Genomic DNA, 13,780 nt, shown 5'->3' on the forward strand with positions numbered 1-13,780 from the left:
TAGGATAGTGAGCATGACCCAGATTCGTTTCGCATTAGCCCAGATCGACACCTGCGTCGGCGCGCTCGACGCCAACGCGGACAAGGTGCTCGACTACTCCCGCAAGGCCGCCGAAGGCCACGCCGACGTCGTCGTCTTCCCCGAGATGACGCTCACCGGATACCCGATCGAGGATCTGGCCCTGCGCCGCACGTTCCGTCAGGCCGCGTGGGACAAGGCCGACGAACTCGCCGACCGCCTGAAGAGGGACGACCTCGGCGACCTGTATGTGGTGGTCGGCACGGTCGGCACCGACCGCGCCACCGACAAGCCGTACAACCGTCTCGTCGTCCTGCACGACGGCGTGGTGTGGGCCGGATACGACAAGCACTTCCTGCCCAACTACGGCGTGTTCGACGAGTTCCGCATCTTCAAGGCGGGGGAGCGCTCCGTCGTCCTCGACGTCGACGGCGCACGCCTCGGCGTCGCGATCTGCGAGGACATCTGGCAGGACGGCGGCCCGGTCGCCGAACTCGCCGGGCGAGACATCGACGCGCTCGTCACCATCAACGGCTCCCCGTACGAGGAGGGCAAGACCGACGTTAGGCTCGACCTCGCGCACCGCCGCGCGGCCGAGGTCGACGCGCCGCTCATCTACCTCAACCAGGTCGGCGGTCAGGACGACCTCGTCTTCGACGGCGGCAGCTTCGTCATGGACGCCGACGGCACGCTGCTCGCCCGGGCCCCGATGTTCATGGAGGACCTGTCGTTCTGGACGCTCGACACCGACACGGTCCATCAGGCCAAGGGCGAGATCGCGCCCCCGCTCGACCCGGACGAGGAGGTGTACACCGCCTGCGTGCTCGGCCTCAAGGACTACATGGCCAAGAACCGCTTCACCGGCGTCACGCTCGGCCTGTCCGGCGGCATCGACTCCGCGCTCGTCGCCGCGATGGCCGCCGACGCGGTGGGCGGCGGGAACGTGCACGGCATCTCCATGCCCTCGATGTACTCGTCCGACGGCTCGAAAGACGACGCCGCCGACCTCGCGACCAACATCGGCGCCCACTATGACGTCCAGCCCATCGAACCGCTGTTCAACGCCTACCAGAACCAACTGCACCTCGACGGCGTGGCCGCCGAGAACCTGCAGGCGCGCATCCGCGGCGTGATCGTCATGGCGTACTCGAACTCGAAGGGGCTGCTGGCCGTGGCCACCGGCAACAAGTCCGAGCTCGCCTGCGGCTATTCGACGATCTACGGCGACGCGGTCGGCGGCTACGCCCCGATCAAGGACCTGCTCAAGACCCGCGTGTGGGAGCTCGCCCGCTGGCGCAACCGCGCCGCAGCCGCGGGCGTCGGCATCGGAGGACTGAAGGTCGTGGGCAACGAGGCCGGGAACCCCGGCACGCCGCTCGAGAACGGGGTGATGATCCCCGTCTCCTCGATCGAGAAGGCGCCGAGCGCCGAACTGCGCCCCGGGCAGAAGGACTCCGACTCCCTGCCCGAGTACGCGCTGCTCGACAAGGTGCTTGCCGCGTACATCGAGCATGCGCACGGGCGTGCGGACCTGCTCGCCGACGGCTTCGACGCCAAGACGGTCGACACGGTGATGCGCCTCGTGGACCGCGCCGAGTGGAAGCGCCGCCAATACCCGCTCGGCCCCAAGGTCACGGCGCTCGCGTTCGGCCGCGACCGGCGCCTGCCGATCACCAACGCGTTCCGCGAGTAGTTCCGAAAGGAGGAACCGGACGATGAGTCAGGACAAGCGGTGGTACTTCAACAGCCATACGGGGGAGCCGGAACTGGGGCCGCAGTCGCCCATCGAACAGCGCATGGGGCCGTACAAGACCCGTGAGGACGCCCTCAACGCGTGGAAGATCTTCCAGGACCGCGAGACGATCTGGAAGGAGCAGGACCGCCAGTGGAACCGTCAGTGGAACGGTCCGCAGGACGACGGCCAGCCCGACGACTGACGCCCGATCACCCTCTTGATGAGGGGGCCGGCACTGAAGTGCCTGCGCATCGGCGGTTACCCGGCCTCCTCTGACGAGGGGGCTGCCAGCCGCAGGCTGACTGGGGGAGAGACCGCCGCGATACCTGTTCGGCTGTGAACGGTCACTGTGAACGATAACGTAATGTGAGATAGCTCACGCGTATTTTGCGTTAACTCCCAGTGACCAGCGGCTAGACTATGGAAGTAACGACGACAATGGTGCGTCGCAAGAACACAACACCAAGGAGTGGATATGACAGCTGTGGAATCTACCGCACTCACTCAGGAGGAGCTGGACGCCAAGGCGTGGGACGGCTTCGAGGGAGGCAACTGGCAGAAGGACATCGACGTTCGCGACTTCATCCAGAAGAACTACACCCCGTACGAGGGTGACGAGTCGTTCCTCGCCCCGGCCACCGAGAAGACCAAGCACCTGTGGCAGTACCTCGACGACAACTACCTGGCTGTCGAGCGCAAGCAGCGCGTCTACGACGTGGACACCCACACCCCGGCCGACATCGACGCCTTCCCGGCGGGCTACATCGATTCCCCGGAGGTCGACAACGTGATCGTCGGCCTGCAGACCGACGTCCCCTGCAAGCGCGCGATGATGCCGAACGGCGGCTGGCGCATGGTCGAGCAGGCCATCCGTGAGGCAGGCAAGGAGCCGGACCCGGAGATCAAGAAGATCTTCACCAAGTACCGCAAGACCCACAACGACGGTGTCTTCGGCGTCTACACCAAGCAGATCAAGGTCGCCCGCCACAACAAGATCCTCACCGGTCTGCCGGACGCCTACGGCCGTGGCCGCATCATCGGCGACTACCGCCGCGTCGCCCTGTACGGCGTCAACAAGCTGATCGCCTTCAAGAAGCGCGACAAGGACTCCGTGCCGTACCGCAACGACTTCACCGAGCCGGAGATCGAGCACTGGATCCGCTTCCGCGAGGAGCACGACGAGCAGATCAAGGCCCTGAAGAAGCTCATCAACCTCGGCAACGAGTACGGCCTTGACCTGACCCGTCCGGCCCAGACCGCTCAGGAGGCCGTGCAGTGGACCTACATGGGCTACCTCGCCTCCATCAAGTCCCAGGACGGCGCCGCCATGTCCTTCGGCCGCAACTCCGCCTTCCTCGACTGCTACATCCAGCGCGACCTCGAGGCCGGCAAGATCACCGAGACTGACGCTCAGGAGCTTATCGACAACATCGTCATGAAGCTCAGGATCGTCCGCTTCCTGCGCACCAAGGACTACGACAACATCTTCTCCGGCGACCCGTACTGGGCGACCTGGTCCGACGCCGGCTTCGGCGACGACGGCCGTCCGCTGGTCACCAAGACCTCGTTCCGTCTGCTCAACACGCTGACCCTCGAGCACCTCGGACCCGGCCCGGAGCCGAACATCACGATCTTCTGGGATCCGAAGCTGCCGGAAGGCTACAAGCGCTTCTGCGCCAAGATCTCCATCGACACCTCGGCCATCCAGTACGAGTCCGACAAGGAGATCCGCGGCCACTGGGGCGACGACGCGGCCATCGCCTGCTGCGTGTCCCCGATGCGCGTCGGCAAGCAGATGCAGTTCTTCGCGGCCCGCGTGAACTCCGCCAAGGCGCTGCTCTACGCGATCAACGGCGGCCGTGACGAGATGACCGGCATGCAGGTCATCGACAAGGGCGTGATCGACCCGATCACCCCGGAGGCCGACGGCTCCCTGGACTACGAGAAGGTCAAGAACAACTACGAGAAGGCCCTCGAGTGGCTGTCCGAGACCTACGTCATGGCCCTGAACATCATCCACTACATGCACGATAAGTACGCGTACGAGTCCATCGAGATGGCGCTGCACGACAAGGAGGTGTACCGCACCCTCGGCTGCGGCATGTCCGGCCTGTCCATCGCCGCCGACTCCCTCGCCGCGATCAAGTACGCCAAGGTGTACCCGATCACCAACGCCGAGGCCAAGACCCTCGAGGGACACGAGTACGAGTACGTCGAGGGCGCCGACGACGATCTGGTCGTGGGCTACCGCACCGAGGGCGAGTTCCCGATCTACGGCAACGACGACGACCGCGCCGACGACATCGCCAAGTGGGTCGTCTCCACGGTCATGGGCCAGGTCAAGCGCCTGCCGGTCTACCGCGGCGCCGTCCCGACCCAGTCCATCCTGACGATCACCTCCAACGTGGAGTACGGCAAGAACACCGGTTCCTTCCCGTCCGGTCACAAGAAGGGCACCCCGTACGCCCCGGGCGCCAACCCGGAGAACGGCATGGACTCCCACGGCATGCTGCCGTCCATGTTCTCCGTCGGCAAGATCGACTACAACGACGCGCTGGACGGCATCTCGCTGACCAACACGATCACCCCCGACGGCCTCGGCCGTGACGAGGACGAGCGCATCGGCAACCTGGTCGGCATCCTGGACGCCGGCAACGGCCATGGCCTCTACCACGCCAACATCAATGTGCTGCGCAAGGAGACCATGGAGGACGCCGTCGAGCACCCGGAGAAGTACCCGCACCTGACCGTGCGCGTCTCCGGCTACGCGGTGAACTTCGTCAAGCTCACCAAGGAGCAGCAGCTCGACGTCATCTCCCGTACCTTCCACCAGGGCGCCGTCACCGACTGATCCGATCATCCGGTGCACGCCGCCCGGCCATGAAGGCCGCAGGCGATAGATGAACGAAGGGGTGGGACTTTCAAGGATCCCGCCCCTTCGTCATGCCGAACACCGTTTTCGAAAACCGACGCCCAGCGCGCATACCCGGTCGCGCACATACCGGGTATGCGCATATATCACATATACCAAGCCACACACATACCCGACATACGCATCACTTTTGGAACAGGAGGACAACGATGCCCGAAACCCAGTTCCGCACCACCACGCGCCACATGCTGCGCGAATCCAAGTCGTACGCGTCCCAGACCCTCATGGGCGGCCTGTCCGGATTCGAATCCCCGATCGGACTCGACCGACGCGACCGCATCGCCGCGTTGAAGTCCGGCGACATCGGCTTCGTCCATTCGTGGGACATCAACACGTCCGTCGACGGTCCGGGCACCCGCATGACCGTCTTCATGTCCGGCTGCCCGCTGCGCTGCCAGTACTGCCAGAACCCCGACACCTGGAAGATGCGCGACGGCAAGCCCGTCTACCTCGACGCGATGATCAAGAAGGTCGACCGCTACAAGGACCTGTTCAAGGCCACGCGCGGCGGCATCACCTTCTCCGGCGGCGAGTCGATGATGCAGCCGGCGTTCGTCTCCCGCGTCTTCCACGCGGCCAAGGAGATGGGCGTGCACACCTGCCTCGACACCTCCGGCTTCCTCAACACGAACTACACCGACGAGATGCTCGAGGACATCGACCTGTGCCTGCTCGACGTCAAGTCCGGCGATGAGGAGACCTACCACAAGGTCACCGGCGGCGTCCTGCAGCCCACTATCGACTTCGGCCGCAGGCTCGCGAAGGCCGGCAAGAAGATCTGGGTGCGTTTCGTGCTCGTGCCGGGGCTGACCGACTCCGAGGAGAACGTCGAGAATGTGGCCAGGATCTGCGAGAGTTTCGGCGACTCCGTCGAGCACATCGACGTCCTCGGCTTCCACCAGCTCGGCAGGCCGAAGTGGCATGAGATGCGCATCCCGTACCCGCTGGAGAACCAGAAGGGGCCGAACGCCGCATTGCGCGAACGCGTCACGAAGCAGTTCGAATCGCACGGGTTCACCGTCTATTAATCGCAAGGTCGCATGGCGATCTTCACGTGTCGATACCGCGAAACGCCGTACGCGCACGTAGGCTGAAGACATGGCCGACATCTATGCGTTTCCCACCGGCGCGAATCCGCACGGCACCACCCGCGACGACGCGGCGCAGGACCTGCCGGGGCGTCCTTGCGGCGTCCCCGACGCCGTATGGGACGCCGTCGAGTCGATACGCGCCATGCGCCGGATCGACGGCATGGGCTACCGGGAGATCCCGGTGCCCGCCACCCTGGCCGACTACGGCATCGGGGTCGCGATCGAAGTGGCGTCGGCGGCACACGGGCGTGGCGCGGACGGGACATATCCGTTCGACGACCTGCCGTCATCGGCCCCGGCCGTGGCCACGGGCTGGATCATGACGCTCTACAGCAATGACGAACGCCCCGACTGGGGCTCCCACTGGCGTTGCGTCGCCTTCGCGAGCCTGCCGTTGCCCCGTGCGGAGAACGATCCGCTGGCGCCGGGCATGTACTGGGACGACATGTGCGGCTGGCTCAAGGCCGCCGAGCCCGACAGCGTCGGCGGGACCGTCACCGTCACGCAGAACACCACCTTCGGGTCCCTCGGGGACGGCGGTTCCGCGGGATGCGAGATGCGTGTATCCTTTACCCCGGCGGTCCATACCGGCGTCCCCTTCGATGCCGGCGCGCACGTCGCGGCATGGGCCAGCTTCCTCCGATCCACCATCCACTTCAACGAGGGCGCAACCGTTGACTGATCCCAGACAGGAACCACGACTGCAGAAAGAACCGCGCGGGGGAGTGCCGGACGTCACCGACACGCTCGCCGGATACCACAGGGCGTGCGAGGCGCTTGCCGGTGCATCCGGGCCATTGGCCGCCGACGCCGAACGGGCCTCCGGCTTCCGCTACGGACACGAGGACTGGCTCATCCAGTTCAAACGCGAGGGGGCGGGCATCTTCCTGCTCGATCCGGTGGCGCTCAACCGCGTCGGCGTCGACTGGAACGAATTCAACGGGGCCGTCGGCGACGCCGTCTGGATCCTCCACGACGCGATGATGGACCTGCCCGGCTTCGCCGACCTCGGGCTGAGACCCCAGGGGCTCTTCGACACCGAGATGGCCGCGCGGCTGCTCGGACTGCACCGCTTCGGCCTCGCGGCCGTCACCGAGCACTACCTCGGCATCACCCTGGCCAAGGAACATTCGGCGGCGGACTGGTCCTACCGTCCGCTGCCGCGCGACTGGCGCAACTACGCCGCGCTCGACGTGGAGCTGCTCATCGAGCTCGAGGGCCTGATGCGCGCCGACCTCAAGTCGCACGGCAAGACCGAGTGGGCCGACGAGGAGTTCGCACACATCCTCGCCGAGGGCACATCCGGGGTTCCCCGGCACGACCATCCGATTCCGTGGCTGCGCATATCGCACATCACCAGCCTCGGACGGGACCGCAGGGGCCTGGCCATCGCCAGGGCGCTGTGGACCAAGCGCGACGAGCTCGCGCGACGCTACGACATCGCCCCCACGCTGCTGCTCGCCGACGCCTCCATCATCGAGGCCGCCGAGCGCAAACCCCGCAACGCGCGCGAATTCCGCGCCGTGCGCTCCCTCAACGAACGCGTGCGCATCCACACCGGGGGCGAACAGGACAAGATGTTCGAACGCTACGCGCCGATCCAGCGCGCGGTCAAGCCATCCGTGTGGAAGACCGCGATCCAGGAGGCGCTGGCGCTGCCCGCGAGCCAGCTGCCGTCCATGCCGGCCGGCGGATGCGTGCCGGACGCCGAGGCGAACGCCCCGCGCGCGATGCGCCTGTGGGACAGACGTCCCGAGCGCAAGGAGCGGCTCCAGCGCGTGCGCCGCGTCGTTAACCAGATCGCCGAGGACACGCGAACGCCCGCCGAGGTGATCATCAAGCCGCAGATCATCCGCAACCTGTGCTGGACCGATTCGCCCGCGAACCGCGACGTGGCGGCGTTCCTCAGGGAGCAGGGCGCACGCGACTGGCAGGTGCGGCTGATCGCCGCGTCCGTGTCGCGCGCTATACTGTGACGGTTGCCTTCGGGCAGATATTGATGAAAACACGACTTTTCAGGAGCGTTTAGCGTGAAGATCAGCGTTCGTAACCTCGAACCCACCAAGGTGAAGCTCACCATCACCGTCGAACCGGAGGAGCTCGACCCGTACCTCGATGCCGCCCGCAAGGACATCGCCAAGCAGGTGAACGTGCCGGGCTTCCGCAAGGGTCACGTTCCGGGCAAGATCATCGATCAGCGTTTCGGTTTCGGCGCCGTCGCCGGCCAGGCCGTCAACGATGGCGTGCCGGAGCTGTACTCCAAGGCCCTGGAGGAGAAGAAGATCCACCCGATGGCCCAGCCGGAGTTCGACGTCGTCGAGGTTCCGCAGTCCGCCAAGGACGAGACCAAGCTCAAGTTCACCGCCACCGTCGAGCGTCGCCCGGAGATCGAACTGCCGGCGTTCGAGGGCACGGAGATCGCCATCGCCGCCCCGGAGGTCACCGATGAGGACGTCGACAAGCGCCTCGAGACCCTGCGCCAGCGCTTCGGCACCCTCGTGGGCGTCGACCGTCCGGCCGCCAAGGGCGACTTCGCGAACATCGACCTGTCCGCCGAGATCGACGGCGAGGTTGTCGACTCCCAGGAGGGCGTGAGCTACGAGCTCGGCTCCAACACCATGCTCGACGGTCTGGATGAGGCCCTTGACGGCCTGTCCGCCGGCGAGGAGACCACCTTCGAGGGCACGTTGGAGGCCGGCGAGCACGAGGGCCAGAAGGCCACCGTCAAGGTCAAGGTCAACTCCGTGAAGGCCGAGGAGCTCCCGGAGCTCAACGACGACTTCGCCCAGGAGGCCTCCGAGTTCGACACGCTCGACGAGCTCAAGGCCGACATCCGCAAGGCCGCCGGCGAGGACGCCAAGGGTCGTCAGGCCACCGAGGCGCGCGACGCCTTCCTGGCCAAGCTGGCCGAGGGCCTCGATATCCCGGTGCCGAAGGGCGTCAAGGCCGCGGCCGTCGAGGAGCACCTCAAGGGCCTGACCCCGGACCCGGAGAAGGCCACCGACGAGCAGAAGCAGCAGGCCGAGGAGGGCGCCGAGAAGGAGCTCAAGGACCAGATCCTGCTTGACACCCTCGCCGAGAAGATGAACGTCGAGGTCTCCCAGGCCGACGTGTTCAACTTCCTCGCCTCCATCGCCCAGCAGTACGGCATGGACCCGAACGCCTTCATCCAGGCCATCATCAAGAACGGACAGCTCGGCTCCGCCGTGCAGGAGGTCGGCCGTTCCAAGGGCCTGCTGGCCGGCATGCGCGCCGTCAAGTTCACCGCCAACGGCGAGGAGGTCGACCTGTCCGCCTTCCTCGGCGAGGCCGCCGAGGATGAGGAGGCCGAGTCCGTCGAGGCCGCTTCCGCCGCCGCCGCGGTCGCCGACGAGCTGTCCGCCAAGGACGGCGAGTGAGCGCGAATGAGCGCCGATAAGCGCTAGCGGCCGCGAACGAGTTCCCGCGTCGTCATGATGACGCGGTGTGGCAACTCATAACGCTGCTCGTACATGCGTAGGTCAAGAGCCCGGAGTGTAATGACTCCGGGCTCTTTCCGTCATGCATGAGCAAGGAGTGGAACATGCGATCACCGGATCCGCGTCGTATAGGCTGGCTGACCTGCGCCACGCTGGCGCTCGGCGCCCTGATAGGTGCGGGCGCGGGCCTGCTCACGTTGTTGCTCTATGGCGTGGAGCATGTGATGCTCGGCTACGTGGAGGGGGCGGGGCTGCCCGGCCCGTTCGGGGTTCCGGGAGTGCGGCGTGCCGTCTCCGTGACCGTGGGCCTGACCGTGGCGGGCGTCATCTGGTATCTGCTGCGCACGAGGAGCGCCAAAGTGCCGTCGGTCAAGAAGGCCGTGGGCGGCGAGCGCATGCCGCTCTGGCAGACGATCGTGCACGTCGTGCTGCAGATCTTCATCGTCGGCTCCGGCGCCTCGATAGGCCGCGAGGTCGCCCCGCGCGAACTCGGCGCCATGCTTGCGCAGCGGTTCTGCGACCTGTTCCACATCGGAACGGGAGGAACGGATGGAACGGGCGGTTCTGGCGCGATCGACCGGCGCATGGTCGTCGCAGTCGCCGCCGGCGCGGGCCTCGGCGGCGTCTACGACGCGCCGCTGGCCGGCATGTTCTTCGCCGTCGAGATCCTGCTCGTCGACGTGACCATCGAGAAGGTGGCGTTCGGCCTCGGCATGTCCGCGACCGCCGCTTTCGTCGCGTCCTTGGTCAAGGGCCGTCACACGTTCTACGATGTGACCGCGATGCAGCCCGACTACACGCCCAGCCTGATGCTGTTCGCGCTCCTGTGCGGCGCCATGTGCGGGCTCGTCGGCGCATTGTTCCGCAAGGGCTCGTCATGGGCGACCGCCCACCAGCCCAAGGACGCCGCGATCCTGTGGCAGATGCCGCTCGCCGGCGTGCTGACCGGTCTGGTCGCCATCCTCGTCCCGCAGGTCATGGGCAACGGCCGCGCCGCGGCCCAACTCGGGTTCTCCACGTTCCTGCCCGGCCTCGCCGCGCTGTCCGGGGCGGAACAGTCGTCCGCATCCGCCGCCGCGTCCCCGTGGACGCTCATCGGCTCCGACGGGGGAGCAGCGCCGCACGCCGGGCTGCCTCTGTCGCTCGACGGCTTCTGGATCGTGTTCGGCGTGCTTGCGCTCACCTTCGCGGCGAAGGCCGTGATGACCCTCGTCACCATCCGCTCCGGCGCCTCCGGCGGCGTGCTCCAGCCCGGCATCGCCCTCGGCTCCACGCTGGGCGCGATGATGGGTCTCGTCTGGATGTTCGCCTTCCCGAACGACTCGGTGACCGCCTGCGCGCTGATCGGCGCCGCCGCGCTGCTCGCCGCGTCCCAGCAGGCGCCGCTCATGGCCATGTGCCTCGTGGCGGAGCTGACCGAGACCCCGATCGGCTTCCTCGTGCCCGTGGGGCTGGGTGTCGCGGTCTCGGCGTTCGTCTCGCAATGGTTCCTCGCCGCGCTACGCGTCGAGCCGAAAACGGCCGCCTCCGCCGCCTCCGTCGCTTGAAGGCGGTAGTCTTGACTGTTGTTTACGACTGACATTCGAAATGGAGAACAAGGTGAGCAACACTCTTGCAACCCTTCCGACCATGGCGGGCGAGGACGCGCCGGCCGGATTCGCCGATCCGATCTTCAACCGGCTCCTCAAGGACCGCATCATCTGGATGGGCGAGGAGGTCAAGGACGATATGGCCAACCGCATCTGCGCGCAGATGCTGATGCTGGCCGCGGAGGATCCGAAGAAGGACATCTGGCTGTACATCAACTCGCCCGGCGGCTCCATCACCGCGGGCATGGCCATCTACGACACGATGCAGCTCATCGAGCCGGATGTGGCCACCGTGGGCCTCGGCATGTGCGCCTCGATGGGCCAGTTCCTGCTGAGCTCGGGCACGAAGGGCAAGCGCTTCCTGACCTCGCACGCCCGCGTGCTCATGCACCAGCCCTCCGGCGGCATCGGCGGCACCACCACCGACGTGCGCATCAACGCCGAGCTCATCATGGACATGAAGAAGACCATGAGCGAGCTGACCGCCGAGCAGACGGGCCACACCGTCGAGGAGATCTACCGCGACAACGAGTACGACCACTGGTTCACCGCCAGCGAGGCACTGGAATACGGTTTCGTGGACAAGATCATCACCACGCACGATTCGATGACGAAGGGAGAGTGACAAGCATGGCAAGCGAGGAAGCGAAGTTCGCCGCACGCGTCGACCGTCTGGCCGGTCCCGCCGGAGTCGTGGGCTTCATGCCCGCCGCACGCCGCGAGGCCGCGTTCGCCCCGCAGAACCGGTACATCCTGCCGCAGTTCGAGGAGAAGACGCCCTACGGCTTCAAGAGGCAGGACCCGTACACGCGCCTGTTCGAGGACCGCATCATCTTCATGGGCGTGCAGGTGGACGACACCTCCGCCGACGACATCATGGCCCAGCTGCTCGTGCTCGAGTCCCAGGACCCGAACCGCGACGTGATGATGTACATCAACTCGCCCGGTGGCTCGATGACCGCCATGACCGCGATCTACGACACGATGCAGTACATCAAGCCCGACGTGCAGACCGTCTGCCTCGGCCAGGCCGCCTCCGCTGCCGCGATACTGCTGGCAGCCGGCACCAAGGGCAAGCGCCTGATGCTGCCGAACGCCCGCGTGCTCATCCACCAGCCCGCCATCGACCAGGGCTTCGGCAAGGCCACCGAGATCGAGATCCAGGCCCGCGAGATGCTGCGCATGCGCGAATGGCTCGAGAACACGCTCGCCAAGCACACCGGCCAGGACGTCGAGCGCATCCGCAAGGACATCGAGGTCGACACGTTCCTGACGGCCCAGGAGGCCAAGGACTACGGCATCGTCGACGAGGTGCTCGAACACCGCCAGTGAGCGGTCCGTCATTACCCCTGATCCCGCGGGACCGGGGGTAATGTTGTATTTCGGCATACCCGCATGAGGGAGTCCCGCATACAGGGGAGTACAGGGAGGGCGCATGGGCCGTGTGATGAGCTACGACGAGGAGGTGCCGGCCTGCACGTTCTGCGGCAAGACGGAGCATCAGGTCCGCAAGCTCGTCACCGGGCAGGGCGCCGCCATCTGCGACGAATGCATCGAGCTGTGCGTCGGCATCATCTCCGACGAACGCCGCAAGGACGCCGAGGTCAACGCCCTCCAGCTGCCGAAGCCCATGCAGATCAAGTCCTATCTCGACCGCTACGTGATCGGGCAGGAGGACGCCAAGCGCGCGCTGTCGGTGGCGGTGTACAACCACTACAAGCGCGTCAACATGGAACTCGACGAGGCCGCGGGCCAGCTCGGGCGGTATCACGCCGGGGTGCTGGACATGGGTCCCGGGGCCGTCGGAGCCGATCCGCTCGCGGGGGTGGAGGTCGCCAAGTCGAACATCCTGCTCATGGGACCCACCGGCGTCGGCAAGACCTACCTCGCCCAGTCGCTCGCCAAGGTCATGAACGTGCCGTTCGTCATCACCGACGCCACCACGCTGACCGAGGCCGGATACGTGGGCGACGACGTCGAGACCATCCTCCAACGGCTCATCCAGGCGGCCGACGGCGACGTGTCGCGCGCCGAGCACGGCATCATCTACATCGACGAGATCGACAAGATCGCCCGCAAATCCGGCGAGAACACCTCCATCACGCGTGACGTGTCCGGCGAGGGCGTCCAGCAGGCCCTGCTCAAGATCCTCGAAGGCACCATCGCCACCGTACCCGAGGAGGGCACGCGCAAGCACCGTGATCAGGAGACCGTGCAGATCGACACGCGTGGCATCCTGTTCATCTGCGGCGGCGCGTTCGTCGGCCTGCCCGACATCATCAAGAACCGTTTGGGGGCGAGGGAGAGCGGCTTCTCCGCCTCCTGGCGGGACAACGAGGTGCCCGACAGGGACGTGCTGCGGCACGTCACCGCCGACGACCTCGCCGATTTCGGCCTGCTGCCCGAGTTCATCGGGCGGTTGCCGGTGATCAGCGTGCTCGACGAGCTCACCGAGGACGATCTGGCGGCCGTGCTCGTCGAGCCCGCCAATTCGCTGGTCAAGCAGTACATGAAGCTGTTCGCGGTGGACGGGGTGGACCTCGCCTTCACCGAGAAGGCGGTGCGCGCGATCGCCGCCACCGCCATAGAGCAGGGCACCGGGGCGCGCGGGCTGCGATCGATCATCGAACGTACGCTGCAGGACACGATGTTCCGGCTGCCGAGCATGCCCGACGTCGGTCAGGTGATCGTCGACGAGGCCGCGGTGCTGGGGCGCTCGGAGCCGAAGCTCGTGCGCTCGGAACAGCTTCGGACGGCCTGAGTGCGGGGCTGTGCACGGGTTCGGATACGGCCTGCATATATCGTCGTCCAAGCGCGACACGCCGAGTTGCATGAATCGAAGAAGCATGTAATATATCTCGAGTTGCCGCGAGGGCAACATGCGCCGGTAGCCCAGCGGATTAGAGCAGCTGACTACGGATCAGCAGGTCGCAGGTTCGAATCCTGTCCGGCGCACA

The 13,780-nt window shown here is 66.3% G+C and carries 11 protein-coding genes and 1 tRNA gene; all 12 read left to right on the forward strand.

What is annotated here, in order from left to right; translation table 11 throughout:
• Nucleotides 1–13: 13 nt before the first annotated feature.
• Nucleotides 14–1,711, forward strand: coding sequence for an NAD+ synthase (locus CSQ85_RS00970; protein WP_150382469.1), 1,698 nt, complete (start codon nucleotides 14–16; stop codon nucleotides 1,709–1,711).
• Nucleotides 1,712–1,733: 22 nt separating this feature from the next.
• A complete protein-coding gene (locus CSQ85_RS00975) occupies nucleotides 1,734–1,955 on the forward strand; it encodes a hypothetical protein (RefSeq protein ID WP_150382470.1) in 222 nt (73 codons plus the stop codon).
• A gap of 273 nt (nucleotides 1,956–2,228) precedes the next feature.
• A complete protein-coding gene (gene pflB, locus CSQ85_RS00980; protein WP_150382471.1) occupies nucleotides 2,229–4,604 on the forward strand; it encodes a formate C-acetyltransferase in 2,376 nt (791 codons plus the stop codon).
• A gap of 230 nt (nucleotides 4,605–4,834) precedes the next feature.
• The gene (pflA, locus tag CSQ85_RS00985) at nucleotides 4,835–5,713 is read left to right on the forward strand and encodes a pyruvate formate-lyase-activating protein (RefSeq protein WP_107040453.1); all 879 of its coding nucleotides are present in this window, start codon (nucleotides 4,835–4,837) and stop codon (nucleotides 5,711–5,713) included.
• 70 nt (nucleotides 5,714–5,783) lie between these two features.
• On the forward strand, nucleotides 5,784–6,458 hold the full coding sequence (locus CSQ85_RS00990; protein WP_150382472.1) for a DUF3000 family protein: 675 nt from the start codon (nucleotides 5,784–5,786) through the stop codon (nucleotides 6,456–6,458).
• 43 nt (nucleotides 6,459–6,501) lie between these two features.
• Nucleotides 6,502–7,752 (forward strand): HRDC domain-containing protein, encoded by a 1,251-nt coding sequence (locus CSQ85_RS00995; protein ID WP_395956120.1) that lies wholly within the window; start codon nucleotides 6,502–6,504, stop codon nucleotides 7,750–7,752.
• A 54-nt stretch (nucleotides 7,753–7,806) separates the two neighbouring features.
• Nucleotides 7,807–9,174 (forward strand): trigger factor, encoded by a 1,368-nt coding sequence (tig, locus tag CSQ85_RS01000; RefSeq protein ID WP_150382474.1) that lies wholly within the window; start codon nucleotides 7,807–7,809, stop codon nucleotides 9,172–9,174.
• 164 nt (nucleotides 9,175–9,338) lie between these two features.
• A complete protein-coding gene (locus CSQ85_RS01005) occupies nucleotides 9,339–10,781 on the forward strand; it encodes a chloride channel protein (protein ID WP_150382475.1) in 1,443 nt (480 codons plus the stop codon).
• 52 nt (nucleotides 10,782–10,833) lie between these two features.
• The gene (locus CSQ85_RS01010; protein WP_107040650.1) at nucleotides 10,834–11,448 is read left to right on the forward strand and encodes an ATP-dependent Clp protease proteolytic subunit; all 615 of its coding nucleotides are present in this window, start codon (nucleotides 10,834–10,836) and stop codon (nucleotides 11,446–11,448) included.
• 5 nt (nucleotides 11,449–11,453) lie between these two features.
• On the forward strand, nucleotides 11,454–12,155 hold the full coding sequence (locus CSQ85_RS01015; protein ID WP_150382476.1) for an ATP-dependent Clp protease proteolytic subunit: 702 nt from the start codon (nucleotides 11,454–11,456) through the stop codon (nucleotides 12,153–12,155).
• 103 nt (nucleotides 12,156–12,258) lie between these two features.
• Nucleotides 12,259–13,584, forward strand: coding sequence for an ATP-dependent Clp protease ATP-binding subunit ClpX (clpX, locus tag CSQ85_RS01020; protein ID WP_150382477.1), 1,326 nt, complete (start codon nucleotides 12,259–12,261; stop codon nucleotides 13,582–13,584).
• Between the two features lie 120 nt (nucleotides 13,585–13,704).
• Nucleotides 13,705–13,778: transfer RNA gene (locus CSQ85_RS01025), tRNA-Arg, on the forward strand.
• Nucleotides 13,779–13,780: the final 2 nt, after the last annotated feature.

The sequence above is a fragment of the Bifidobacterium rousetti genome (assembly GCF_008698235.1).
GTDB classification, from domain to species: Bacteria; Actinomycetota; Actinomycetes; order Actinomycetales; family Bifidobacteriaceae; genus Bifidobacterium; species Bifidobacterium rousetti.